Annotated in this window: 24 protein-coding genes and 1 other annotated feature; of the genes, 15 read left to right on the top strand and 9 right to left on the bottom strand. The window is 27.2% G+C overall.

All coding sequences use genetic code 11. The features are described from left to right. Positions 1–33 precede the first annotated feature (33 nt). The 7 genes from pyrH to ACTG47_RS11190 all read left to right on the top strand — a co-directional run bounded on the left by pyrH (position 34) and on the right by ACTG47_RS11190 (position 8,787). Positions 34–738, top strand: a complete 705-nt coding sequence (gene pyrH / locus ACTG47_RS11220) for a UMP kinase (RefSeq protein ID WP_021384989.1) — start codon at positions 34–36, stop codon at positions 736–738. 25 nt (positions 739–763) lie between these two features. Beyond that, complete coding sequence (frr, locus tag ACTG47_RS11215; protein ID WP_169465989.1) at positions 764–1,321, top strand: ribosome recycling factor; 558 nt, start codon at positions 764–766, stop codon at positions 1,319–1,321. 2 nt (positions 1,322–1,323) lie between these two features. Beyond that, positions 1,324–1,527, top strand: coding sequence for a hypothetical protein (locus ACTG47_RS11210; protein ID WP_169465991.1), 204 nt, complete (start codon positions 1,324–1,326; stop codon positions 1,525–1,527). A 28-nt stretch (positions 1,528–1,555) separates the two neighbouring features. Continuing rightward, on the top strand, positions 1,556–2,290 hold the full coding sequence (locus tag ACTG47_RS11205) for an isoprenyl transferase (protein WP_169465993.1): 735 nt from the start codon (positions 1,556–1,558) through the stop codon (positions 2,288–2,290). A gap of 12 nt (positions 2,291–2,302) precedes the next feature. Next, a complete protein-coding gene (locus tag ACTG47_RS11200) occupies positions 2,303–3,082 on the top strand; it encodes a phosphatidate cytidylyltransferase (RefSeq protein ID WP_479924602.1) in 780 nt (259 codons plus the stop codon). A gap of 690 nt (positions 3,083–3,772) precedes the next feature. Next, positions 3,773–6,814, top strand: a complete 3,042-nt coding sequence (locus ACTG47_RS11195) for a diguanylate cyclase domain-containing protein (protein ID WP_479924601.1) — start codon at positions 3,773–3,775, stop codon at positions 6,812–6,814. Positions 6,815–6,969: 155 nt separating this feature from the next. After that, a complete protein-coding gene (locus tag ACTG47_RS11190; RefSeq protein WP_479924600.1) occupies positions 6,970–8,787 on the top strand; it encodes a putative bifunctional diguanylate cyclase/phosphodiesterase in 1,818 nt (605 codons plus the stop codon). A gap of 85 nt (positions 8,788–8,872) precedes the next feature. On the opposite strand, the gene ACTG47_RS11185 is transcribed toward ACTG47_RS11190, so the two are convergent. Both ACTG47_RS11185 and ACTG47_RS11180 read right to left on the bottom strand, forming a co-directional pair. Continuing rightward, a complete protein-coding gene (locus tag ACTG47_RS11185) occupies positions 8,873–9,454 on the bottom strand; it encodes a hypothetical protein (protein ID WP_479924599.1) in 582 nt (193 codons plus the stop codon). Positions 9,455–9,581: 127 nt separating this feature from the next. Beyond that, entirely contained in the window at positions 9,582–10,307 is a 726-nt protein-coding gene (locus ACTG47_RS11180) for a hypothetical protein (protein ID WP_479924598.1), read from the bottom strand. A 178-nt stretch (positions 10,308–10,485) separates the two neighbouring features. Between ACTG47_RS11180 and ACTG47_RS11175 the strand changes: the two genes are divergently transcribed. The 4 genes from ACTG47_RS11175 (at position 10,486) to ispG (ending at position 14,256) form a co-directional block, all read left to right on the top strand. Continuing rightward, entirely contained in the window at positions 10,486–10,689 is a 204-nt protein-coding gene (locus tag ACTG47_RS11175) for a helix-turn-helix domain-containing protein (RefSeq protein ID WP_169466006.1), read from the top strand. Between the two features lie 160 nt (positions 10,690–10,849). Then, positions 10,850–12,004: a 1-deoxy-D-xylulose-5-phosphate reductoisomerase gene (locus ACTG47_RS11170; protein ID WP_479924597.1), complete on the top strand. Its 1,155-nt coding sequence runs from the start codon at positions 10,850–10,852 to the stop codon at positions 12,002–12,004. Between the two features lie 12 nt (positions 12,005–12,016). After that, positions 12,017–13,021, top strand: a complete 1,005-nt coding sequence (gene rseP, locus ACTG47_RS11165; RefSeq protein ID WP_479924596.1) for an RIP metalloprotease RseP — start codon at positions 12,017–12,019, stop codon at positions 13,019–13,021. A 179-nt stretch (positions 13,022–13,200) separates the two neighbouring features. Continuing rightward, positions 13,201–14,256, top strand: coding sequence for a flavodoxin-dependent (E)-4-hydroxy-3-methylbut-2-enyl-diphosphate synthase (ispG, locus tag ACTG47_RS11160; RefSeq protein WP_479924595.1), 1,056 nt, complete (start codon positions 13,201–13,203; stop codon positions 14,254–14,256). Positions 14,257–14,452: 196 nt separating this feature from the next. Here the strand turns inward: ispG and ACTG47_RS11155 are convergent, their stop codons facing one another. Next, entirely contained in the window at positions 14,453–15,577 is a 1,125-nt protein-coding gene (locus ACTG47_RS11155; RefSeq protein WP_479924594.1) for a DUF3810 domain-containing protein, read from the bottom strand. 198 nt (positions 15,578–15,775) lie between these two features. On the opposite strand from ACTG47_RS11155, the gene ACTG47_RS11150 reads away from it, so the two are divergent. Then, on the top strand, positions 15,776–16,000 hold the full coding sequence (locus ACTG47_RS11150; protein WP_479924593.1) for a hypothetical protein: 225 nt from the start codon (positions 15,776–15,778) through the stop codon (positions 15,998–16,000). A gap of 48 nt (positions 16,001–16,048) precedes the next feature. Beyond that, positions 16,049–16,573 (top strand): N-acetyltransferase family protein, encoded by a 525-nt coding sequence (locus ACTG47_RS11145; RefSeq protein WP_479924592.1) that lies wholly within the window; start codon positions 16,049–16,051, stop codon positions 16,571–16,573. 109 nt (positions 16,574–16,682) lie between these two features. On the opposite strand, the gene ACTG47_RS11140 is transcribed toward ACTG47_RS11145, so the two are convergent. Continuing rightward, positions 16,683–16,829, bottom strand: a complete 147-nt coding sequence (locus ACTG47_RS11140; protein ID WP_167640550.1) for a hypothetical protein — start codon at positions 16,827–16,829, stop codon at positions 16,683–16,685. 138 nt (positions 16,830–16,967) lie between these two features. Next, on the bottom strand, positions 16,968–17,894 hold the full coding sequence (locus ACTG47_RS11135; RefSeq protein WP_479924591.1) for an AEC family transporter: 927 nt from the start codon (positions 17,892–17,894) through the stop codon (positions 16,968–16,970). A 191-nt stretch (positions 17,895–18,085) separates the two neighbouring features. On the opposite strand from ACTG47_RS11135, the gene ACTG47_RS11130 reads away from it, so the two are divergent. Continuing rightward, positions 18,086–19,957, top strand: a complete 1,872-nt coding sequence (locus tag ACTG47_RS11130; RefSeq protein WP_479924590.1) for a tetratricopeptide repeat protein — start codon at positions 18,086–18,088, stop codon at positions 19,955–19,957. A gap of 92 nt (positions 19,958–20,049) precedes the next feature. Here the strand turns inward: ACTG47_RS11130 and ACTG47_RS11125 are convergent, their stop codons facing one another. Continuing rightward, positions 20,050–20,985, bottom strand: coding sequence for a magnesium transporter CorA family protein (locus ACTG47_RS11125; RefSeq protein WP_479924589.1), 936 nt, complete (start codon positions 20,983–20,985; stop codon positions 20,050–20,052). A 521-nt stretch (positions 20,986–21,506) separates the two neighbouring features. On the opposite strand from ACTG47_RS11125, the gene ACTG47_RS11120 reads away from it, so the two are divergent. Then, the gene (locus tag ACTG47_RS11120) at positions 21,507–22,013 is read left to right on the top strand and encodes a flavin reductase (RefSeq protein WP_479924588.1); all 507 of its coding nucleotides are present in this window, start codon (positions 21,507–21,509) and stop codon (positions 22,011–22,013) included. 170 nt (positions 22,014–22,183) lie between these two features. Here the strand turns inward: ACTG47_RS11120 and ACTG47_RS11115 are convergent, their stop codons facing one another. The 3 genes from ACTG47_RS11115 to thrC form a co-directional block, all read right to left on the bottom strand. Next, positions 22,184–23,242: an NAD(P)H-dependent flavin oxidoreductase gene (locus tag ACTG47_RS11115; protein ID WP_479927081.1), complete on the bottom strand. Its 1,059-nt coding sequence runs from the start codon at positions 23,240–23,242 to the stop codon at positions 22,184–22,186. Positions 23,243–23,368: 126 nt separating this feature from the next. After that, complete coding sequence (thrB, locus tag ACTG47_RS11110) at positions 23,369–24,262, bottom strand: homoserine kinase (protein WP_479924587.1); 894 nt, start codon at positions 24,260–24,262, stop codon at positions 23,369–23,371. A gap of 9 nt (positions 24,263–24,271) precedes the next feature. Next, positions 24,272–25,753, bottom strand: a complete 1,482-nt coding sequence (thrC, locus tag ACTG47_RS11105) for a threonine synthase (RefSeq protein ID WP_479924586.1) — start codon at positions 25,751–25,753, stop codon at positions 24,272–24,274. 106 nt (positions 25,754–25,859) lie between these two features. Beyond that, positions 25,860–26,091 (bottom strand) — a binding site (T-box leader). Positions 26,092–26,158: the final 67 nt, after the last annotated feature.

The raw sequence follows: 26,158 nt of genomic DNA, 5'->3' as shown, positions 1-26,158 counted from the left end.
ATGGATATGAAGGATTGAAATAGGAGGTTTCTGATGGATAAACCAATGTACAAAAGGGTATTGTTAAAATTAAGTGGAGAAGCATTAGCTGGAGAAAGAGGTTTTGGTATAAATAATGATGTAGTTAATGATATTGCTATTGCTATTAAAAAAATACAAGAAATAGGTGTTGAAGTAGCTGTAGTAGTAGGTGGAGGAAACTTCTGGAGAGGTAGAACTAGCGAAGGAATGGACAGAACTACTGCTGATTATATAGGAATGTTAGCTACAGTTATGAATGCGATGGCATTACAAGATGCACTAGAAAATATAGAGGTTGCTACAAGAGTTCAAACTGCTATAGATATGAGACAAATTGCAGAACCATATATAAGAAGAAGAGCAGTTAGACATTTAGAAAAGGAAAGAGTTGTTATATTTGGTGCAGGAACAGGAAACCCTTACTTTACAACAGATACAACTGCTGCTTTACGTGCTGCTGAAATGGAGGCAGAAGTTATTTTATTAGCTAAAAATGTTGATGCAGTATATGACAAGGATCCAAAAGTACATGCAGATGCTAAGAAATTTACAGAATTAAGTTATATGGAAGTTATACAAAAAGAATTAAAAGTAATGGACTCTACAGCGACATCTTTATGTATGGATAATAAGATTCCAATAAAGGTATTTGAGCTTACAACAGAGAATATAATAAGAGCAGTAAAAGGTGAAAATATAGGAACTACTGTAAAATAATGAAGAATGAAGGAGGAGTAAAATTATGAAACTAGAAATACATAAGCAGTTAGAAGAGAAAATGAATGGGACAATTGACGCTTTGAAGTTCGAATTTGGGACTATAAGAGCAGGAAGAGCGAATGCACAAATGTTAGACAAGATAAGAGTTGATTATTATGGAACTCCAACTCCGATAAATCAAATTGGTGCTATATCTGTACCAGAACCAAGAGTATTAATGATATCTCCTTGGGATAAATCTGCTATGCATGAAATAGAAAAAGCTATATCTAATTCAGATTTAGGATTAAATCCATCAAATGATGGTGAAGTTATAAGACTTTCTGTACCTGCTTTAACAGAAGAAAGAAGAAAAGAATTAGCTAAAAAAGCTAGTAAAGCTTCAGAAGAATTTAAAGTTAGAATAAGAAATGAAAGAAGAGACGCCAATGAAAAGATTAAAAAAATGGAAAAAGGCGGAGAATTAACTGAAGATGAGTCAAAAAAAGCACAAGATGAAGTTCAAAAAATGACTGATAAATTTATAAAAGAAATAGATGCATTATTATCTAAAAAAGAAAAGGATATAATGGAGGTATAATATTGAAAAAATATTATAACCTTTTAGGTCTTCATGTAGATGAGGTAAAAAAATATTTTGATGAACAAAATGTAAATTATACTGTAAAGTCTATTGAAGGTAAAAAGGATAAAGATAAACTTGTAGTTCCTAGAGTTATAAAAATATCTGAGATAGGTGCTAATGTAGAACTAATAATCACATACTTTTCTGACTCCTTAATTTAAGGAGTCAGAACAATATTGGAGGCAAAATATGAATAACAACATTATGTATGACATAGACTTAAATAACATACCTACTCATATTGCTATTATAATGGATGGAAATGGAAGATGGGCAAAGTCTAGATTTCTTCCAAGAACTGCAGGACATAAGGCTGGAGTAGAAACTATAAGAGATATAGTAAAAGAATGCTCAAATTTAGGAGTTAAGCACTTGACATTATATGCATTTTCAACAGAAAATTGGAAGAGACCCAAAATTGAAGTTGATACACTTATGAACTTATTATCTACATACTTAAGAAATGAAATAGCTGAACTTCATCAAAATAATGTGAAAGTAACAGCTATAGGAGATATAAGTGCTTTACCAAAAACTTGTATAAGAGAATTAAACTCAGCTAAGGAAATGACAAAAGACAATACAGGAGTTAACTTAAATTTAGCATTAAACTATGGAAGTAGGGCAGATATAAAAAATGCTCTTATAGATATAGTAAAAAATTGTGAAAGTGGTAAAATAGATATAAACAATATTGATGAAGATATTATAAAAAACTATTTAAGCACAAAGTCTATACCAGATCCAGACTTGGTAATAAGAACAAGCGGTGAACAAAGATTGAGTAATTTTTTACTTTGGGAAGTTGCTTATTCTGAGTTTTACTTCACTGATATACATTGGCCTGATTTTAATAAAGAAGAATTACAGAAGGCTATTTATATATATCAAAAAAGAGATAGAAGATTTGGAGGACTTAAGTAAGGAGATTATTTTATGCTTACAAGAATTATTGCTTCACTAGCTCTGGTTCCATTATTTCTATTTGTTGTATATGGAGGGATTCCTTTATATATAGCTGAGATGGCAATAGTTTATATTGCATTACATGAGTTTTATAAGGCATTTAAAATAAAAGATATAAATCCAATCTTTATTATTGGATATATATTTTCTATTTATTTAGCTATAAAAAATATTTTTAATTTACCATTAGAGTATACTTATGCAATGATTTTCATTTTATTTTTAGCAAGTATAATTTATATGTTGATGGGCAAAAACAATGTTATAGACGTTTCGATTACGTTTTTAGGGATTTTTTATATAGGAGTGTTTTTAGATTTTATAGTTATAACTATAAATGGTTTTGAAAAAGGTAATATCTATGTATGGCTTATATTTGTTATATCTTTTATGACAGATATATTTGCATATTTTAGTGGCTATTTACTTGGAAAACATAAGTTAATTCCTAAAGTGAGTCCTAAAAAGACTGTAGAAGGAGCTATTGGAGGAATAATAGGAAGTACACTTTGTTGTATTTTATTTGGATATTTATTTGGTATTGATTTGCTTCAATTAGCAATAATAGGAAGCATAGGAAGTATAATAGCTCAATTAGGAGATTTATTTGCATCTTCTATAAAGAGATATGTAGGGATAAAGGATTATGGAAAGATAATACCTGGTCATGGGGGTATATTAGATAGATTCGATAGCGTTATATTAGTTGCACCTTTTGTATATAGTGCTATTAAATTTTTTATTAGATAAAGATTGGTTAGCTTTAAAAAAGCAGTCTATAATTGCTAGTAATGAAAATAGCTATGTAACTTTTAAAAGCAGAAAAATTCTGCAATTATTTAGTTACATGGCTATTTTCATTGTTTAATGAGGTAAAAGATATTGAGGGGATTATATAAAATATGTATTGCTTTAAACATATATACTATATTTGTAGTATATATGTTTTGTATACAAGAATTGTCATTAAAAAAGTATTTTTTTGTTTAATAATATCGATATTCTTAATTTTATTATCTTTTTATAATATATATATCTAAATATAACCAGTTTATTATACATTTATAAGTTTTATTTTTAGATATAATTAATAATAGATAAGTAGAATGTTGATTTTATTGTGCAAATATATGTATAATTTAAGTAATATCTCAAAAAAAAGGAATATATTTCCATAATGTGATAAAATAAATTCAAAGAGTTAAATTCTAGGCAAATGGTACTTTAATTATTTATTAAAATAGATTAGATCTTCCATCTTCAATGTCATTTAGTTGATGATTAAATTTAAAGTAGACTAATATTTAAAAATAGTTTTTGAATTAGGTAATGATTTATTATACACATAAAAACTTTCAGAGATATAAAATGTTAGTAAAATAAAAAAATAATAGATAAATGTTTATTTCAAAAAGTTTGAAATTTGAGGGGGATGGATTAATGGAAACGTTAACTAATAATATTATAGATAAATTAACGAATTTAAATGGGAATTATAATTTTAGAATGATGCTTTCAAGCCTAGAAAATCAAAAAAATCAATATGGGATTATGTTTATTGGTATAGATGATTTTGAGCAAATTAATAATCTATATTCTTATTCATTTGGAGATAGAGTTTTAAAGAAATTTTCTAGAGCTATTTTACCTTTTTTACCTGAAGATGTAAGTTTATATAGATTGGATGGAAATGGATTTGGAATTTTGTATCCAAATGGAGATTGTTATGAATTAATAAAACTATTTAACAGGTTTCAGGATGTAGCCAAATGTATAAAACAGATTAATGGACATGCTATTTCATTTACTATATCAGGAAGTGTTTGCTTTTATCCGAAAGATGGTATAGATTGTGATACATTGTACCAAAATGCACGTGTTACCTTTGAGAAGGCAAAGAAACAAGGGAAAAAGACTCTACTTGTCTACTCAAAAGATAAGTTAACTTTGTCTCAGTATTCTATAAAATTAATTGAGTATCTAAGAGAAAGTGTGTTAAATGATTTTAAAGGATTTTATTTAAATTACCAACCACTCGTTTTTGCTAATAATAAGAAACTATATGGATGTGAAGTATTACTTCGTTGGAAGAATCCTAATTTTGAAATGAAACTTGGACCAACTGAGTTTATACCTTTTTTAGAATCTTCTGGACTTATGGATAAAGTTAGCCAATGGGTAATTAGAACTGCTTTAAAACAGTTAAATACATGGATAAAATATATGCCAACTTTCAAGATGAACATAAACGTATCATATCAACAGCTTGAAGATCCTAATTTCAAGTTTTTTATTTTAGATACTATAAAAAAAGAAAGTCTGCCACCATCTCTAATCACATTGGAATTGACAGAAGATAATAATATAAAAAAAATAGAAGAAATAAGACATTCTTTCGACTTTCTTCGAAGTCAAGGAATTAAGATTACATTTGATAGTTTTGGAGCAAAACATTCATCCTTAGAAATTTTTCGTGAATTAAGCGCAGATTCTTTAAAAATTAATCATACTCTTTTAAATCGTATTACATATGATGTAATAGACCAAAAAATTGTTTCGCAAATTATTAACCTGTGTCACAGTATGAATATGACAGTCTATGTTGAAGGAATTGAAGATAAAGAAACTTTAAAAATTATTGAACAAATGAGACCAGAAATCCTTCAAGGATTTTATTATAAAGAGCCTATAAATGCAGATAAGTTTTATGAATATTACTTTGAAAAATATGTTGATTCATTTGACTATCAGGAAAATATTATATCAAAAGACACCTCTTTAGAAAAAGAAAAAAGCATGGTATACTCTGCACTTACTCCAACTCATTCAATGAATATAAAAGAACTGATAGATAATGCTTATGCAGGTATATTTCAAGTTGGAATGGACCCTGAATTTACTTTTCTTACATGTAATGAAGGGTATCGTAGAATGCTTGGTTATACAATTAGGGAGATGGAAGAAAAATTTAAGAATCAAGCATTAGGATTTGTACATCCAGATGATATAGAATATGTGAATTATGAAATTAGGAGACAACTTGGAATTAGTGATATAGTGACCATTGAATTTAGAGTAATGAAATCTGATGGAACGCCTGTTTGGATACTTGGAACAGGTAATGTTGTAAGAGGTAAAGAAGGCTTTAAGAGTTTAATTGTAGTTATTATAGAAAATGATAGGCTTAAGAAAAGGTCTTTAGAGTTAGAAGAATCATATTGGAAATATAGAAGAGTTTTGGATAATATTCCTGCTTGTGTAAAATGTATTCGTTTTGATGAAGATTTCACTTTAGATTATATTTCTCCTAGTTTTATATCATTAATAGGTTATACAGAAAAAGAAATAAAAAACAAGTTTGATGGAAAATATATTGATTTAATATTTGAAGAAGATAGAAAAAATGTAATTAGTGATATGATAAGTCAAGTTAATTCTAAAGATATAGTTACACTCCACTATCGCGTCAGATGCAAAGATAATCGTTTGATTTCTTTAGAAACAATTTCTAGGTTATGTAAAAATGATAAAGATGGAAAGCAGTATTTTTATTCAAGTATAGTAGATGTAACAGATGAAATTTGTGAAGAAAAAGATAGAAAATCTAATAACTTAACTAATCGATATCAAAAAGCATTAAAGCAATGGGGTGACATTTTATTTGAGTATAATTTTAAGGATGATACAATAATATTTTCTGATAATTACTATAATATTTTTCAAGTAGAACCAAAATCAACAATTACTAAGCAGTTATTAAATATTTATAAAGATGATTGGAAGACATTACTTGATGCTTTAGAAGAGGCACAGAGAGGCAGCAAGCCAGAAGCAATAGAAATACGCATACTATCTCAAAATGATGTGCATTTGTGGTGTTCTATAGTGTTTAATGAACCAGATAAAATTGGTGATACAGCCATATCAATATTAGGGAAAATAAGAAATATAGACGAAGAAAAGAAAGAGTATAATAAATTAATTGAACAATCTCAAAATGATTTAATGACAGGATTGTTAAATAAAAGCACTACTGAGGAAAAGGTTAGGGATATATTGATATCAAGTGATAAAAGTAGACGTTATGCCCTGTTTATGATTGATGTAGATAATTTTAAATATGTAAATGATACTATGGGACATGTATTTGGAGATAAAATATTAGTTGATTTAGCTGAATGTTTAAAAAGAAATTTTAGAAAAACAGATATAGTTGGTCGTGTAGGAGGTGATGAGTTTATAGCTTTTATGGAGTATAATGGTAAAAAAGAAAGTATACAAAATAAAAGTCTTGATATATTAGAAAGGCTAGATAGTGCATTTACGTATGATGATTTATATTTTGAAATAAGTGTAAGTATAGGAATTTCTGTATATCCAGAAGATGGAGAACAGTTTTATGAGCTATATCATCATGCAGATAGTGCTCTATATAGAGCAAAAGAAGAAGGAAAAAACACATATTGTATGTTTTCTATTTAAAAATAGAATTTATATTATGAAGGATTGTTCTATCTTAGGTAAATGATAGCACATTTAAGATAAATACATATTACTGCAAAATATAGCTAATCACTTTTTATAAGTGATTGGTTATTTGCAAAGTATATATATATATTATAATTGAGGTAACAATAATGAAGAAAAAATATGATTTTTTAATTTATGCTACTATTTGGCTAGTTGCTATTATAATTTTTATATTTTCTCTATACAATAGTATAGAACATATTAAAATTATAAATTATACTAGTACCATTGGTAGTGAAACTCAAAAAGTTGTTAAACAAGAATTGAATAATAAAAGAAATGATAACTTGATAAAACAACTAGATAGCATTTTAATAGAGTTAAGAACAGGTAAAGGTGAAAATGGATTACAAAGGTGTGATAATAAAGAATTTCAAGAAAAATTAATTCAAATGGATTCTATGTGGAAATCTATGAAAAAAGAAATTATAAAAGTTAGAAATGGTGGTTCAGGTGATAAATTATATAAATTGAGCGAAACATATTCTTCACTATCTAGAGATGTTATTTTTATATCTGAAAAACATTCTGACATAAAATTGCATACTTTTGCTACTGCATTACTTATCTATCTTATAATCTCTACAATAAGTCTACTGATTTGGGAATGTTATAATAAAAGAAAATTTGATAAAATATTTTATACAGACAATCTGACAAAAATAAAAAACCAAGTTGCATTTGAAAACCGAGCTATTGAGATTTTACACCATGCATACAATGGAGAGTATGTGCTATTAAATATTGATATCGACAATTTTAAATATATTAATGATACACATGGATATGAATATGGAGATAAAGTTTTAATAATAGTTGCAACTGCACTTTCAAAAACATTTAATACTAAAGAAACTTGTGCAAGGGTTGGTTCAGACAATTTTGTAATACTTGCAAAATATAGAGAAACTCTCTTAGATGAGATTAGTAAAATTTTGACTGATGCAATAATATCTGAATTAGATGTGAATGTAACTCAAACTGTATCTTATTGTATAGGTGCATATTTAGTTGAAGTTGAAAAATTAGATTATAAATATATTAATTCTATAATGGATAAGGCAAATATTGCACATAAAGCAAGTAAAAAGAGAGGTATTTCATCTACAGTATGGTATAATGAAAATCTTCTAAAGCAATTACAAATGGAAAATAGTATTTACAATTATATGCATAAAGCACTAGATAATCAGGAATTTCATATGTATTTACAACCAAAATTTCAAATATCTTCTTTAAATGTTGTGAGTGCAGAAGCTCTTGTAAGATGGTTTTCTCCAGAGCTTGGATTTTTGTCACCAGATCAATTTATTCCATTGTTTGAAAAAAGTGGATTTATTATTGAATTAGATTTTTATATGTTAAAAAAAGCGTGTTTATTTATAAAAAAAACATTTATGGAAAAGAATCAATATACTTATCCTATAGCAGTTAATTTTTCAAGAGTTACTATTTATCAAAATGATTTCTACCAAAGGTTTTTGGATATTGTTAGAGAATATGAAATTCCTTTTAAATATATAGAAATAGAGGTAACTGAAAGTGCTTTTAATGAAATATCTGAGCCAGTTATTTCAATTTTAGATAAACTTAAGAAGCTAGGATTTTTGATTTCTATGGACGATTTTGGTTCAGGATATTCTTCACTAAGCCTTTTGTGTTCTTTATCGATTAATGGTTTAAAGTTAGACAAAAGCTTGCTTAAAGAAACTTTTAATCGAGAAAAAGTATATAGTATTATTCAGTGTATTATCGAAATGTCACATCGTATAGATATGTCTGTTGTATGTGAAGGTATTGAAACTAAAAAGGACCTAGATTTTTTAAAGACAATTAAATGTGATGTAGGACAGGGATTCTATTTCTCTAAACCAATAGAAGAAAAAGAATTTTTTAATAAATATGTAACTAGAAAAATAGTATAAAGTTTTTTTATTGATTTATGCATTGAGCTATTTTGTATCTTACTAAATGGCCCAATGCATAGTTATGGAGGTCAAAAAATATAAACTATTCAAAACGTTTTTTATATTTATATAAAAATTCTTCTATATTTTTTGATTGTTCCCATATTTCAACTGCTTCTACATCTAGTAAATAAAGTATAGAATCATTTGCAAGTTCAACATACTCACCATCTTCTGAACCAAGTGCATGTCTTTCAATTTTTAATCCTTTTTCCTCATAATATATTTTTGTTTCTCTATATAGTGATTCTCGTTTTTGTATGTAGTCTTTTACTTCATTATTTGGGAAATTATATGAATCTACCAATGTTTCACCATTTATAAAAGTTTTGTCAGTAGCAATTTTTTCATCCCAACAGTGAATTTCATTCCAGCTAAAAAATATCTCGCCATCATCTGGTGTGAATGAAAATCTAGTAATAATATATAAATAATTGTTGAAATTTACTTCATAATATTCAGGAATATCTTTGAATTCAATATAATAATTTATATAATTAAAATCATTACTCTCTTTTTTTACAAATGGGATTTTATCAATAAATTTATATATTGATTGTTCATTTTTAAAAATTCCTATATCATAGCTTCTTTCAAATTGATTAATTTTTAATAAATATGACATATCTTCTCCTTTTTCTGAAATATAATTTTAAAATTTTTTAATTAAATATTTGTATATGTTTTATATCATATTATAATAATGAGTTTTAAATCAATAGTATAGTATGTATTTTTGTACAGATATTTTTTTAGTTCTGTAATGTCCAGTATTCATAACCAAATATACTTTTCCTTTTGCAAAGTTTAACTAAGTTATTTTTATTTGTTGACTTGTACATTTTATTGGAAACTTTCATTCTTTTTATTTCATTATCTACCTCTATTTTAAAATAGTGTTCCTTTCCAGAACGAGAAGAAATACTTACTTTATCAACAACTTTTACAAATTCAATTTCTGGTTTGTCTAATGTGGCAACATAGTTTAAAGCTGGTGTTGTAGAAAAACTAAGAATGAACGTAGAAAAGAGAACTAATAGGATGATAAATTTTGCCTCTCTTATTTTCTTGAAAATTAACATTAAAACATAAGGTATAAATAATAGTATCATATAAATGAAAACAAAGCTGAATCTCTCTTTTGTAGATGTATATAATAAATTTGTTGATAGAAGAAGAATCATTATTGACAATACACATGCGGTGAAAGGAAATGGTATATAATATTTTCTTAAGTTTCTTTTTTTAGGCATTTCCATGGGCATTTTAGGATATAGCAATAAATACATTATCCAACAAAATAATGAGATAAATATGTATATAGAAAACTTAATCTTAGTGGGAAGAAAAAGAGCAGTAATAGCAAGTGTTGTTAGAAAGTAACGAATAATGCGAGTAATCTTTCTTTCTTTTTCTATGACAGTAAAATCCCAGTGATTTTTTATAAATTCGTATTTTATTTTTTGAGTCTGATTCATTTAATCATCTCCTATTAGTAGTATAGTTTTAGAATCTATTACTTTGATTTATTTTAACATATTTATGTTTACTAGACTATAATTGACTTCTATTTATATAAAGAATTATTTATCTAAATAGATGAAAATTTTCCAAAATAGATAAAATATGATAGAATATATTTTGCGAGGTGATAACATGATTTCATACGCTCCATTATGGAAATTATTAATTGATAGAAAAATAAAGAAAATGGAATTTGTAAATATATCAGGTATAAGTATTTCTGTTTTAGGTAGACTAGGAAATGATAAATCTGTTTCTATGGATACAATGGAAAAGATATGTCTATCACTAGACTGTAAAATAGAGGATGTTGTTGAAATAAAAAGAGACATTTAAGTACACTAAAACATTTTATAATACTTCGTAATACAGAAACAATAGATTGATTTTGGTTTGTAGAATACTATATGAAATTTCTATGAATAGTAAAAATAATTGTTTTAGTAGTGTTATAATGTTCTGATAGGGTATATTTATTATTAGAAAGGATTATTATATGAAAAAGATATCAATTTTAGGTTCTACAGGCTCTATAGGTAAACAGACTTTGGATGTAGTTAGAGAAAATAGAGATAAGTTTGAGATAGTTGCAATATCAGCTAATAGTAATATTGAATTATTACTAGAACAAATAGTAGAATTTAAACCTAAATACGTAACAGTTTTTGAGGAAGATAAAGCATTAAAATTAAAAGAAATATTGTCAAAAGATATAGAAATAGAAGTTTTAACAGGGATGGAAGGATTAAAAATAATATCGTCGCTTGATGAAGTTGATGTACTTTTAACTGCTGTTGTGGGAATGATAGGATTAGTTCCAACTCTTTGTGCCATAAAGAAGGGAATAGACATAGCATTAGCGAATAAAGAAACGTTAGTAACTGCTGGCGAACTTGTAATGAGAGAAGCAGAAAAATATAATGTAAATATTCTTCCTGTTGATAGTGAACATAGTGCTATATTTCAATGTCTAAATGGAGAAAATAAAAAAAACATAGAAAAGATAATACTTACAGCATCTGGAGGTCCATTTAGAGGAAAGAAAAAAGATGAACTTATAAATATAACTAAAAATGAAGCTTTGAAGCATCCAAACTGGAGTATGGGAAGAAAGATAAGTATTGATTCTTCAACACTTATGAATAAAGGACTTGAAGTTATAGAAGCTAAATGGTTGTTTGGAGTAGAACAAGGAAATATAGATGTAGTAGTTCATCCACAAAGTATAATTCATTCAATGGTACAGTATACAGATAGCTCAATAATAGCACAATTAGGATGTCCAGATATGAGACTACCAATACAATATGCTCTTACATATCCAGATAGAATGGAAAGTAGCTTTGAAAGAATGAATTTTTCAAAATTTAGTACCTTAACTTTTGAAGAGCCAGATTTAGAAACTTTTCCATGTTTAAAATTGGCTTATGAGTGTTTAAAAATGGGGGGAACTTATTCTTCTGTTCTAAATTCAGCAAATGAAGTTTTGGTAAGTGAATTTTTAGAGGATAAAATTGGTTTCTATGACATACCATATTACATAGAGAAGACTTTAGAAGTTCATAGTAGCATAAGTAAGCCAACATTGGAAGAAATATTAGAAACAGATAGATGGAGTAGAGCTTATGTTGCAAATCTGATAAAAAAATAGGAAGGTGAATTTATGACTATAATAGCTGCATTAATACTATTTAGTATAATTGTATTAATACATGAGTTAGGACATTTTATATTTGCAAAAAGAAGTGGTATCAAAGTAAATGAATTTTCTATAGGGATGGGACCTAAGATATATAGTGTGAAAAAAGATACTGAGTATTCTATAAGAGCACTTCCAATTGGCGGATATGTGAGTATGGAAGGTGAAGACGAAGAACAAATAAGTCCAAACTCTTTTGGAAATAAATCTATATTACAAAGATTTAGTACTATCGTAGCAGGGCCAATATTTAATATAATATTAGCAGCAATTCTTTTGGTACCAGTATTTCTATATATAGGTTCTCCAACAACTAAATTAGGAAAGATAATGCCAGATACTCCTGCACAAGCTGTAGGACTTCAAGTAGGAGATAAGATAAATAAAATTAATGGAAATTCTGTTAAGTCTTGGGATGAAGTTGCAAATATAATAAATACTTCTTCTGGTGGAAAATTGAAACTTAGTATAACTAGAGATGGAAGTGACAAAGTTATAAATGTAACGCCTAAAAACAATAATGGAAAGTATGAAATAGGGATTCAACCACAAAGAGAGAAGGATTTTTTTGGTTCAATTGTAAACGCATGTAAAACTACTGTGGATATGACGAAGCAAATGTTGACATTCTTAGGTCAAATGGTTACAGGACGTGTCCCAGGAGGGATTGGTAATGCTGTTGCAGGTCCAGTAGGTGTTATTGGTATGGTATCAGATGCAGCTCGTACAGGCATTATAAATGTAGTGTATTTAGCTGCTATAATAAGTTTAAATCTAGGTATAGTAAATCTATTGCCAATACCAGCCCTTGATGGATGGAGAATACTTATGTTATTACTAGAAGCAGTTAGAGGTGGTAAAAAACTTGACCCAAATAAAGAAGGTATGATAAATGTGGTTGGTTTTGGAGCTTTGATGTTATTTATGCTTTTTATCACATATAAAGATATATTAAGGTTATTTCAATAATTTAGTTTTTTATAGAGATTAAGAAAAGGGCTATGTAGTTTTAAATGAGAATGAGTAAATTTCAATATATGATATTTATTCTTATTTGTTTAACTATATAGCTTTTTAATTTATAATATATGTAGAATAGAGTATTTTTAATAGTTAAATAAAATTAATATAATATATAGAGGTGGAATATGAGTTACGAGAGAAGAAAGACTAGAGAAGTAAGTGTAGGAAATTTAAAAATAGGAGGAGAAAATCCTATAAGTATACAATCTATGACAAATACTGATACAAGAGATGCAGATGCAACAATAGCTCAAATAAAAAGACTAGAAGAAGCTGGTTGTGATATAGTTAGGGTGGCTATTCCTGATATTAAAGCAGCTAGAAATATAGGTAAGATAAAATCTAGTGTAAATATACCTATTATCGCTGATATACATTTTGATTATAAGTTAGCTCTTGAAGCTATAGAACAAGGTGTGGATGGAATTAGAATAAATCCTGGCAATATTGGTAATATAGAAAGAGTTAAAGCTGTAGTTGAGAAATGTAAGGAAAAAAATTTAAAAATTAGAATTGGAGTTAATGGAGGTTCTTTAGAAAAAGAACTTTTAAAAAAATATGGTTCTGCAACAGCAGAAGCATTAGTTGAAAGTGCAATGGGACATATTAAGATTCTTGAAGACTTAGATTTTCATAATATAGTTATATCTCTAAAATCATCTGATATTTATAAAACTGTCAATGCATATGAATTAATATCAAAAAAAGTTGATTATCCTCTTCATGTTGGAATTACAGAATCTGGAAGTATCCATAAAGGAACAATAAAATCTTCTATAGGTGTAGGAGCACTCCTTCTTAAAGGAATTGGAGATACTGTTAGAATATCTTTGACAGGAGACCCAGTTGAAGAGGTTGTTGTTGGTAAACAAATCTTAAGAAGTTTGGGGCTTTTGAATGATAAGATTAAGGTTATATCATGTCCTACCTGTGGTAGATGTAATATAGATTTAATTAGTGTTGTAAATGAAGTTGAAGAAAAGATTGGAAATATGGAAAAAGATGTTACTGTTGCAATTATGGGATGTGCTGTAAATGGACCTGGTGAAGCTAGAGAAGCAGATATAGGTATCGCTGGTGGAAAAGGTGAAGGTCTTTTATTTAAAAAGGGAGAAATAGTAAGAATGATTGATGGTGACAAATTAGTTGATGAGTTACTAGAAGAGATTGATAAGCTATAGTATAAAATAAAGAGATTTTAATTGGCTAGATTTTTAAATACTTTTAGACTAGATTTTATCTATAGTATTTTAATCATCTAGCCATTTTTACTTTGATAAACTTTAATAGATATAAAGAAATATATATTCTGATTTAAATGAAAAACAGCTAATTTGATAGCTGTTGTTTTGTTAAGAAAGTTTTTAATTGTATTATTTAATTATATGAATATAATTCGTAATAAATTAGCAATAAATCGACCATTTTACCATAGCTCTGAGTACCTTCAGCAACACCATTAGCTTTTAAATAAGAATTGTTAAACTCATTAGAAATTTTATCAATTTTACCTTCATATTTTTGCCAAAACTCACTTTCATTTTTTAAATCTCTACGGACTGAGTCTGAAATGCCTTTAGAGATGTTAACATAGGCATTATAATCAATCTTACTTAATGCAGAGGCAGTATAATTTAAAGCTAAAATATAGCCAGAATAGTTAAAATCAATATTAGGATGCTTTATAGATGTAAGATATGCTATAAAATTAGCTTCATCTTCACTAGCAAATCCTCTTTGATGTGCCATTTCATGTTCAACTGTACAAGGAATATACAAGTCAGGTATTGCTACATTTACATTTGCCTCGCCTGTAAATGGAAAGTATATACCTGTTATTCCTGTATAGCACATAAGATTTGATGAAATAACATACTTAGCTTTAGAATAACTTCCACTGACACTAGGTAATATATCTACAATATTATCATACCCTAGTTGAGCTCTATTTATCACGCCTTTATAATCTGTATTAGATTTTACAACTCCATTCTTATCTTGTAATGTAAGTTTTCTAGTTTCATTTGATTTAGTTACGAGGAATTTATATAATTTAGTAAGTTCTTTGACACTATGTTGTTTTGATTGGATAGAACTATTGTTTTCTAAATTATATTGATTTATAAGGGTAGTTTCAAGTGGAACCCTATTATAGTTTATACCCCAAAGTACTATAAAAAGAAAGTATACTATTGACACAATGGACAATATATTTAAAATAGCATTTTTCAAGAATACTTTTAAACTTTTTTTCTTATTGAAAATCGTAAATACAGTAAAACATAAAAATAAAAAGATAGATATAACGATTATGTACATTGTAATTTCATAGAGAGAAAATGGAAAAATCCCTGAAATCCTACTTAGTATTTGTAAAATTGTTTTATCTATTACTTGAGAGTAATATTTTTCAACAATGTGTGGGATTTTACTTGCTATTAAATTTAAAATCAAAGCAATAGGAAAAAGAATTAAAGAAAAATATTTTGCTTTTCTGTTCATATTTCACCTCACAGACTCTAGTTTATATAAACACATTATATATCAATTGAAGATACATTGCAAAATAAGTATATACTATATGTATTTATAACTTTATACTAAATAAATGATAAGTTATAATATATTAATATGAATAAACAATATGTATACAACTAATAATAATAAAAAATATAAATTACATAAGGAGTAGATAAAAATATGGTAATCAAACTTACTAAAGAGAGATTTAATTTTAGATTTAAGCAATATGAAGGCATGTTTTTTCATGCTGAAGTAACTGAAGGAAAAGAGGCAATTAGATATAAAATAACTAAAGATAAAGATGGGGTAGAGTTAAAAGAATTTGGAAGTACACATATAAAAGATAATATGATATATGTGCCTCAAATAGAAGCATACATAGATTTAAATAGTATAAAATAGAGTTTATAAAGTTTTAAATAAAATTTTCTTAAAAAGGGGGAATTCAATATGAGTAATCCTATAGACATAACAATAAGACCTATAAGGAGTGAAGATGCACAATCTGTTAATAAAACGAGAAGAGCATATGGTGTTATGAGAAATACTTTAGCTTTAATGAGTGACAGAGTGGATAAAACGACAGCTATGTTAAGTTCTTTGGGAGAAAATGATTACATGTTTGTTGCTGAGACTGATAACAATGGAGAAAAAACTGTAATAGGTTTTGCTGGTTTACATGTAAATTCTTCTCCAAGATTAAGACATAGTGCAGAACTAGCAATAACTGTCGATGAGAACTATCATAGAAGAGGAGTAGGAAAAAAACTAATAGAGCAACTTTTAGATATAGCAGATAATTGGATTATGTTAGTTAGAGTAGGATTAGAAGTAATTGTGGATAATGAAAAGGGATTAAACTTATATAAAAAGTTAGGTTTTGAAGTAGAAGGTATTAAAAGATATGCTGTAATTAGAGATGGAAAATTTGAAGATACCTATATTATGGGAAGATATAATAAAAATTTGATTTAACGAGTACAATAGGAATAGAGAAGTAGAATAAATTGTCTTTAATAGAAGGTTTTATTAAATATAGTTTATTCTACTTCTCTATTGTATTAAAAAACTTATTTTTAAATGCTTATAAAAACATTCTATATACGAATAAAATTATTAGTAATATCAAAGCTATTTTAAAAGCTAGACTAGCAACAGTCTTGATAATTTTTACAGAAACACCTATAGCAACTATAGCAAATACTATTTTAAAGAGTAAATCTAAATCCATATTTAAGCCTCCTATTCTATAATACATATAGATATTATTGACAAATATCTAGGAAAAAATTCCATCAATATGTTACAATAAAATGTTTATATTTGTAATTTATTGAATATATTATTATATAATACATAAAAGAATAAATCAAGACAACAATAAAATACTTATAAAAGGTATAGATATAACTGAAAATAGTGTTGTAAAAAAAACACATTGTGAAGCTAATGTTATATTGGAATCATACTGATTAGCCATTATAGCAGTATTTGCAGCAGCAGGCATAGAAGAAATCACTACTGGTATAGCTAAAATCATCTTATCACTTATCCATCCATTTAGAATAAAATATACAATCACAGGAAGTACCAATAATCTTATAAAAGTGACTAGATATAATTTTTTATTGACAAAACAATCTAGAGCTGAAGAATTGGCAAGTAAACTTCCAATGATAATCATTGATATTGGTGTAGTAATATTTCCTAACATTTTAAGTGGGTCATTTATAAATTGAGGTAATCTAAGTCCTGTAACAAATAAAAAAAGTCCAATAACCACAGCTATTGTAGCAGGGCTTATAAGCGATTTCATTGAAAAACTTTTGTTTGTACTACCTTTAGATAGAAGGTAAATTCCTAAAGTAAAAGAAAATAAGTTAAATGGTAAATTGAATATCGCAGTATAGAATATTGCTTCGTGACCTAGAACTGCTTCAATTACAGGATATCCCATAAAAGCAACATTTGAAAAAACAACTATATACTGATATATCCCTAAATCTTTTTTATTGTCGCATTTCAAAATGTATTTTAATAAAAATGCAATTATAATTGAAACTATATACATAATTAGAGATGTAAATAATAACAATAATATTTTTTGTATCATTTTATTATCAAAGTTGATTTGCATGGAGCTAATTATCATTGATGGTAAAAAAACCGTCATTGTTAAGTTTGAAAGTTTAGATGTGCAGTGGTCATCTAATAAGTTGAATTTTCTGACAAAATATCCGACTAAAATAATTATAAATAAAACTGCAACTTGAATAAAAATATTGCTGAAGTTCATAAAATGTCCCCTCCCTATATATACATTATATACCAATTATGTAATAAAATCTAATGATTATAAAATTTAAAATCTAATGTTACAATATAGTGACAAAAGGTAAAAATTCAATATTATAGCATTAATTATGGATTATAATGTATAATAATGTTTGAGAGATTATATTTTATAAAATGGGTAGGTAGCTAATAATGAAAAATACAAAATTTTCTATAAAAAAAATAAAAAATATATCTAGTGACCCGAAAGTGGTACATACTAAAGGGGCTCTTCTTGAAAAGATGGGTAAGACAGAAAGTGCTATAGAATTATATAAGAGTGCAGCATTAGATAATTATGTAAAATCTCAATATACTTTGGGAAATATATATGAAAGTAAAAAACAATTTAAGGAAGCCGAAAAATGGTACTCAATGGCATATAAAAGTGGAAGTGAGGATGCTGCTTTTGATTTGGGTAATATGTATTATAGACTAGATGGTTATGAGTATGCTATATATTGGTATGAAAAAATAGCAACTCTAGGGTATTTACCAGCACAAAATAATTTAGGAGTATGCCATTTTAAAATGAAGGATTTTATAAGAAGTGAAAAATGGTTAAAAGCAGCAGCAGACAATAACTTAGGTAAGGCTTGTTTTAATTTAGGAGTATTATATACTTTTTTGGAGAAAGATGATGAGGCATATGAGTATTATAAAAAAGGTTCTGTACTTTTGGATGATAATGCAAAATATAATTTAGCAATATTAAATGGAAAAAAGAAAGATAATAAATCAACAGTTAGTCTATATAAACAATTGTATAAATCAGGTCATATGAAAGGTTGCTTTAACTTGGGTATGATTATGGAAATAAATGATAATTTAGAAGAAGCAGAAAGGTATTATAAAAAGAGTGCAGATAGAGAAGATGTGAAATCTGAATACAGATTAGCATATGTATACGATAGAAAAGAAGAATTAGGAGATGCGATTTACTATTATGAGAAAGCAATAGAAAAAAATCATACGCTTTCTAAATATAGACTTGCTAACTTATACAATAGGGAAAATGATATAGAAAAAGCGAAGACTTATTACAAAATGGCCGCAGAAGATGACATAACAGAGGCAAAAAATAATCTAGCAGGTATATATTTTGAAGAAAAAGATTATGAAAATGCCATTAAATATTATGAAGATGCTATAGCTGTTGGATGTAAAAGTTCACTTGAAAATCTTGGAGATTTATATTATCAAAATCAAGATATAGAAAAAGCAATTTCGTATTATTCAAGGATTCCTAATAATGCATCTTGTCAAATCAAATTAGGAAATATCTATGAAGATTTAAATAATATCGAAGAAGCTCTAATTTGGTATAAGAAAGCATCTGAAAATGGAGATACTAGGTCTAGCTATAGATTGGGATGTATATATGAAAATCTAGGAAATACAAAAAATGCTAGAAAATATTTTGAGATGGCAAGTAGTAAAAGTCATATGAATGCTCGTATACACTTAGGTAGAATTTACTTTAGAGAAGGAAAGTTAGAAGAAGCTAAGATGATGTTTGATACACCTGCTAATGAAAATAATGTGTACGCTCAACATATGGTAGGATTAATTTATGATATGTTCTATAAAGATTATGTAAATTCTAAGTTTTGGTATGAGAAGTCTAGGGCACAAGGCTGTGTTGAGTCAATATATAATTTAGGACAAATTTATTTAAAATTAAATGATGATTTAGAAGCTGAGAAATATTATAAAGAAGGAATTAAATATGGAAGTAAGAAGTGTGAGTATATGCTTGCAGGTCTTTATTACAAAAAAAGTCTAGATATGTATATTTCTTTAGCTAATGAAGAATATGACAATTGTGAAGAGATAGTAGAAGATTTTCCTAATTTAAATATAAACTTTGATGAAGTATTAATTCCTTCATTTAAACTACAAGAGGAAGTAATTGACGAAGAAGAGTATGTACCAATTTATATATTAAATATAAAAGAGAGTTTAGACTCAATGTTAGAAGGTCTTGAAACTGAAATGATTATAGATGAAGAACACGATAACTAAAAAAATTTTATAAGAGTCTATAGATTTAAACATATAAAAGCCATTAGAATAAATGAAATCAATTAATTCTAATGGCTTTTTTTATAAATATTTTATAATAGCTTATTTCTTGACATGAAAAATGTAATCACTATACATATTATAGAGGTAATAAGAAGAATTATCCAAAATCCATTTGGATTATTAGAAAATGGCATATTGATAACATTCATACCAAAAAATCCTGATATTATTGTAGGTATTGAGAAAATTAGTGTAACTACTGTTAAAATTTGCATAACATTATTTTGATTATTACTTATAATTGCGCTGAAAGCATCCATAATTCTACTCAATATATCTCCATATATTTTAGCCATATCAAGAGCCTGTCTATTTTCGACTATAACATCTTCTAATAGGTCTTCATCATCTGGATATTTCTTTATACCAGCAGTTCTAACCATTTTGTTTAAAACCAGTTCATTAGCTTTTAATGAAGTAGAGAAGTATACCAAAGACTTTTCTAATTCCAATAGCTGAACTAATTCTCTATTTTTCATTGATTTGTAAATTTCTCGCTCTATTATGATTGTCATTTTATTTATTTTTCTTAAGTAATGCAAGTAATAAGCTGCATTTTTATGAAGAATTTGAAGCAAAAAGCGAGTTTTTTTAAATGTAAAAAAATCTTTAATATGACCAACTATAAAGTCGTTTAAAATCTTAGTCTGTGCATTACAAACTGTTATAATAGCTTCTTTAGTTATTATAATACCTAGGGGTATTGTAGTATAATGAGAAGAATTAGAGTCACTTTCGTCTACTGGTATATCTATAAGTATAAGAGTATGATTGTCTTCAACATCTATTCTTGAGCGTTCTTCTTCATCTAGTGCAGATTCTATGTTTTCTACATCTATATTCAATAAATTAGAAATTTCGTTGATTTCGCTATGATTAGGTTCAACAAGATTTATCCAACAGCCATCTTCAAAAAAACTAAGTTTCTCTAATTTTGAATCTATAGTTTTGTAATATCTTATCATGGCAACACATCCTTTATTCAGTTTTATATAAATCTCATCATTTAATAGTATCTATTAATTAGCTAATTTATATAACTGAATATATGTATTAGTTTTAATTTTAGATATTATTAAGTGATGAGATTGCAAAAAATTCTCTCCGCAACGGACTAGTATCCATTGCCCATCACTCTCCTTATTTATTATTTTATATATACCTATATACGAAATTCGTATTTTAAGCACTCTTTAATATAATACCTTTTCCAGGTATATAAATCAAGTTTTGATTTGATTAAATAATATTTTTACCACAATTTACATGTAAAATACAGTAGTTATATTTAACTTAAATAAATAATATATATATTCTGAGTGAAAATATTAAATATATTAAAAAAATAAGTGTGTATTTATATATTTACTTATTTACAATAATATATTTAAAATAAGGTATTTTATTTTCAAAAGTAATTTTTGTTTATAATTTGTAATGAAAATAAGAATACCATAAATATAAGAGAATGAGAGGTTATTGAGATATGAGTGAATTTAAAGAAATCGTGGCAGAAGAGATTAAAAATAATCCATTTGGATTGATAGGTAAAGACTGGACGCTTATAACAGCAGAAAAAGAAGGAAAAGTAAACACCATGACTGCTAGTTGGGGAGGTCTTGGAGTTATGTGGGGAAAAGATGTTGCCTTTGTAGTAATAAGACCACAGCGTTATACTAAGGAATTTATAGATAATACAGATAAATTTTCTCTTACTTTTTTTGATGAAGATTTCCGTAAAGAGCTTTCATACTGTGGAAAAGTATCTGGTAGAGAAGAGGATAAGATATCACAAATTGGATTTAATATAGAACACTTAAATGATACACCTTATTTTAGAGAAGCAAAGATGGCTATTATATGCAAAAAAATGTATAGTCAGAAACTTGAACCTCAATGCTTTATTGCTGAAGGTATAGATGGACGATGGTATCCACAAAAGGATTATCACACTTTATATATAGCTGAAATAACTAATGTGCTTGTAAAATAGGATTAAATATAAGACTACTATTACATTGAGTTGAATAGGAGAATCGAAAAAATAGATTGACATATAGAAGCATATAAAAAAGCTAAGGAAGTAAATATGTTAATAAAAGTTAATTAATAACATATTTAAACTCCTTAGCTTGATAAAATTTTAATTTATAATTCTTTAAATTACAACTCAGAAATCAATTCATTGATAACATCTTCAACAGTACTTAGTTTATCAATTTTATACGCATCATTTCCACAAAATAAAAGTGAATTTTCAACATCTCCTTTAACTGCATTGATTAAAGCTTGAGAAATACAGTAAGGAGTTTCTTTTGGATTACAAGGAATCAAGCAATTATAACATTTTTTTATTTCTGGGCGAGTTATCTTAACTTCTTCTATAAATTTATTTCTTATAGCACGTCCAGGAAGACCTACAGGGCTTTTAACTATATGGACATCATCTTCACTAGCATTTATGTATGCCATTTTAAAGTTCTCATGTGCATCACATTCATAAGTAGCGACAAATCTTGTACCAACCTGTACACCACTTGCTCCCATGTCTATATATTTTTTAACATCACTACTTGATGATATACCACCAGCAGCAACAACTGGGATGTTTCTGCCAAATTTTTCTCCATAAGTATTTGCAACCTTTAAGATTTCAACAAATTCCTTATCATAGTCTATAGAATCTATGTTATCAAGTTCCTCATTAGAGTATCCAAGGTGACCACCAGCTTTTGGACCTTCAACAACTATTAAGTCAGCAGTAGTTTTCTCTTTTCTATCCCACATCTTTAAAATTACATTAGCAGCTTTTGCAGTTGAAACAATAGGCGCTATTTTAACATTACTTCCTTTTACTAATGATGGTAACTTATTAGGTAATCCAGCTCCAGATATTATAAGGTCTACACCAGCTTTAACAGCTTCCTTTACATATGTTTCATATTCTTTCATAGCTACCATGAAATTAATACCAATAATGCCACCATTTGAGATTTCTTTAGCTCTAGAAATATGTTTTTTTATAGCTCTTAAATTTGCATTTATAGTGTTAGTTTCAAAGTCTTCCTCATCATATCCAATTTGAACCCCAGAAATTACACCAACACCACCAAGCTTAGCAACCGCACCAGCTAATGATGATCTAGATATACCAACGCCCATTCCACCTTGAATTATAGGAACTTTTGCAACTAAATCTCTAATTATTAACTCTTTTATGATAATCCCTCCTCAATGTAAACATGTTTAAAGAACTAGATTATAATACTTAATATTATTACCTAGTCCTAATTATTATACTACAAATTATAATAAAAGAGTAGTTATATTTTATAGATGAGACGATAATTATATAATATTTAAAACGGCTCCATTAGAATCACAACATAACTCTTTTATTTCCCAGTCAGATTTTAATTTTGATAGATAGATTTTCATATTATCCACAAAATTATCATCATTTTCTTTTATCAAAGACATTATAGTAGGGCCGGCTCCACTTAAAAAGACTCCAATACTATTTAATTGCTCAGATTTTTCAACAATATCACTGTAGTTTTCAATTAGAGTTCCTCTATAATCTTGATGTAATTTATCTTGACAAGCCACTTTAAGAAGGTCAAAGTTTTTGTTTAGTAGAGCTGATACAAGTAAGGCAACTCTACTAACATTGAATACACCATCAGAGTATGGTATTTCCTTTGGTAAAACACCTCTAGCTTTTTCAGTTGATAACTTAAAATTAGGTATCATTGCACAAAATTTAAGTTCATTAGGAATTTCTATAATATCATAATGTATATTTTCATTATCAGTCACAGAGACAATCATATTTCCTAAAATCGCAGGAGCAACATTATCTGGATGACCTTCTATTTCTGATGCTATATTTAGCAATTGACATTTGTCCAAGTTAGCATTTGATAGAGCATTTGCAGCTATAACACCAGCTACTATACAAGATGCACTACTACCAAGGCCTCTACAGATAGGTATTTCACTTTGGATTTTAATTTTTACACCAGTAGGAATTTTATCTGGTTTAACTCTATCAAAAAAATACTTCATAGACGTATAAACTAAGTTATTTTCGTTTTTATAAGCATCTTCACAACCTTCTATTTCAAGACCATTTTCAATTTCTTCAATATAAAATTTATTATATATATTTAATGCAATTCCAAGACAATCAAATCCTGGACCGATATTAGCACTTGTTGCAGGAACTATAATCTCTAACATAACAATCACCTATACTTTCAAGAATTTTTTTATAGCTAGTTTTAATTCATCTTTTTCACAAATATCTTTATGTAGTATTTCTGCATTTTTAAGATTTCTAATAGGTTTTGGTATATCCGTTTTAGAAATACTTGACAATCTATCAATTATAGCAAAGTCATCAAGGTTTTCAAAATCACAATCTATAGATTTTAGAACATCTTCAGAAAACTTGAATGGACTTGCAGTACTTATAATAACAGTTTTTGTATTGTCAGAAGTTTCTTTTTTGTATTTTTCATAACAATTGTATGCAACAGCAGTGTGAGTATCCATCAAATAGTTATAATTTTTAAATACATTATTTATTGTTTCTTTAACTTCTTCTTCATTTGAATATTCTCCATAAAATGAAGATAGATTTTTTTCCATTTCTTCATTTATTTTGTAGACTCCATTATCATTAAGGTCAGATAATAGTTTATTTACAATATCAGTATTTCTATTTGATATCTCAAACAATAATCTTTCTAAATTACTAGATATTAATATATCCATAGAAGGAGAAGAAGTTAATTTTAATGTTCTATTTTTATCATAAGTACCAGTTTTAAAGAAATCATAAAGAACATTATTATCATTTGATGCACATATCAATTTATTTATTGGAAGTCCCATTTGTTTTGCATAATATCCAGCTAAAATATTACCAAAATTACCAGTTGGTACAACAAAATTTATTTTATCATTTAACTTTATCTCACTTTTATCAACTAATTTCATATATGAATAAAAATAATATGCAACTTGAGGAAGAAGTCTTCCTATATTAATTGAATTAGCAGAAGATAGTATATAGTTACTATCTAATAGTTTTTGATTAAACTCTTTATCAGAAAAAATTTTCTTTACACCAGATTGTGCATCGTCAAAATTTCCTTTTATACCAACTACATATGTATTTTTTCCAGTCTGAGTCTTCATTTGAAGCTTTTGTACTGCACTTACACCATCTTCTGGGAAGAATACAATTATCTTTATCTTATCAATATCTTTAAATCCCTCAAGTGCTGCCTTTCCTGTATCTCCAGATGTAGCAGTAAGAATCACAACATCTTTTTCTAAATTATCTTTTTTAATAGATGTTTTAAGAAGATGAGGCATTATAGTAAGTGCCATGTCTTTAAATGCTAAAGTTGGTCCATGATATAATTCCAAGAAATAAGCATCATTTATTTTGTTTAATGGAGCTATACTAGCACAATCGAACTTTTCATCATATGCATTTTCTATACAATCTTTAATCTCATCTTCAGTAAAATCACATAAAAATTTACTAAGCACAAAAAATGCTATCTGAGAATATGTTAAATTCATTAAATCTATAAGTTCATTTTTAACATTTGGAAATTTACTTGGGACATAAAGACCACCATCATTTGAGATCCCCTTTATTATTGCTTGTGATGCAGTTACTTTTTCTTTGGTGCCTCTTGTACTTGAATAATACATTTCTATAACCCTCCATATATTTAAAATTTTTAATTAGCTAATTAAGTTGAGTACAGAATATTTTAAAAACTGAATTAAGGTAATAAAAAAAGACCCTCATCCCTAAAAAAGGGACGAGAATCTGTTTCCCGCGGTTCCACCCAAATTGATTTTAAAAAATCCACTTGATACTTTAACGTAAGTAATAAAAACGTCTATTCCTACTAAAATCATTAAGATAACTTCAGATAGAAGCTCATAGGTAGTTTTCAATCTTTCTAATTAGGGAAACATTTCAGCTAATAGTTTCCTTCTCTGGTAACCGATTCAGATTTACTCTTCCTAATCAAAGCCTTTCAATATTCTTAATATTATTAATTATTCTAGATTATAAAACAGACAAAGTCAAGTATTAATATAAAAATT

It is taken from the genome of Clostridioides sp. LIBA-6622 (assembly GCF_056716095.1).
This window is presented reverse-complemented; position numbering and strand designations above follow the sequence as displayed.

Bases quoted from the DNA above. Each gene is read 5' to 3' on its own strand.
- thrB (WP_479924587.1), bottom strand. From the start codon at position 24,262: ATGTTAGAGATTATAGTTCCTGCAACAAGTGCTAATATCGGTCCAGGA.
- ACTG47_RS11195 (WP_479924601.1), top strand. From the start codon at position 3,773: ATGGAAACGTTAACTAATAATATTATAGATAAATTAACGAATTTAAAT.
- frr (WP_169465989.1), top strand. From the start codon at position 764: ATGAAACTAGAAATACATAAGCAGTTAGAAGAGAAAATGAATGGGACA.
- ACTG47_RS11140 (WP_167640550.1), bottom strand. From the start codon at position 16,829: ATGGATTTAGATTTACTCTTTAAAATAGTATTTGCTATAGTTGCTATA.
- ACTG47_RS11190 (WP_479924600.1), top strand. From the start codon at position 6,970: ATGAAGAAAAAATATGATTTTTTAATTTATGCTACTATTTGGCTAGTT.
- ACTG47_RS11180 (WP_479924598.1), bottom strand. From the start codon at position 10,307: ATGAATCAGACTCAAAAAATAAAATACGAATTTATAAAAAATCACTGG.
- ACTG47_RS11125 (WP_479924589.1), bottom strand. From the start codon at position 20,985: ATGATAAGATATTACAAAACTATAGATTCAAAATTAGAGAAACTTAGT.
- ACTG47_RS11205 (WP_169465993.1), top strand. From the start codon at position 1,556: ATGAATAACAACATTATGTATGACATAGACTTAAATAACATACCTACT.
- ACTG47_RS11200 (WP_479924602.1), top strand. From the start codon at position 2,303: ATGCTTACAAGAATTATTGCTTCACTAGCTCTGGTTCCATTATTTCTA.
- ACTG47_RS11170 (WP_479924597.1), top strand. From the start codon at position 10,850: ATGAAAAAGATATCAATTTTAGGTTCTACAGGCTCTATAGGTAAACAG.
- ACTG47_RS11135 (WP_479924591.1), bottom strand. From the start codon at position 17,894: ATGAACTTCAGCAATATTTTTATTCAAGTTGCAGTTTTATTTATAATT.
- ACTG47_RS11145 (WP_479924592.1), top strand. From the start codon at position 16,049: ATGAGTAATCCTATAGACATAACAATAAGACCTATAAGGAGTGAAGAT.
- ACTG47_RS11155 (WP_479924594.1), bottom strand. From the start codon at position 15,577: ATGAACAGAAAAGCAAAATATTTTTCTTTAATTCTTTTTCCTATTGCT.
- ACTG47_RS11175 (WP_169466006.1), top strand. From the start codon at position 10,486: ATGATTTCATACGCTCCATTATGGAAATTATTAATTGATAGAAAAATA.
- rseP (WP_479924596.1), top strand. From the start codon at position 12,017: ATGACTATAATAGCTGCATTAATACTATTTAGTATAATTGTATTAATA.
- ACTG47_RS11150 (WP_479924593.1), top strand. From the start codon at position 15,776: ATGGTAATCAAACTTACTAAAGAGAGATTTAATTTTAGATTTAAGCAA.
- thrC (WP_479924586.1), bottom strand. From the start codon at position 25,753: ATGTATTATTCAAGTACAAGAGGCACCAAAGAAAAAGTAACTGCATCA.
- pyrH (WP_021384989.1), top strand. From the start codon at position 34: ATGGATAAACCAATGTACAAAAGGGTATTGTTAAAATTAAGTGGAGAA.
- ACTG47_RS11130 (WP_479924590.1), top strand. From the start codon at position 18,086: ATGAAAAATACAAAATTTTCTATAAAAAAAATAAAAAATATATCTAGT.
- ACTG47_RS11120 (WP_479924588.1), top strand. From the start codon at position 21,507: ATGAGTGAATTTAAAGAAATCGTGGCAGAAGAGATTAAAAATAATCCA.
- ACTG47_RS11185 (WP_479924599.1), bottom strand. From the start codon at position 9,454: ATGTCATATTTATTAAAAATTAATCAATTTGAAAGAAGCTATGATATA.
- ispG (WP_479924595.1), top strand. From the start codon at position 13,201: ATGAGTTACGAGAGAAGAAAGACTAGAGAAGTAAGTGTAGGAAATTTA.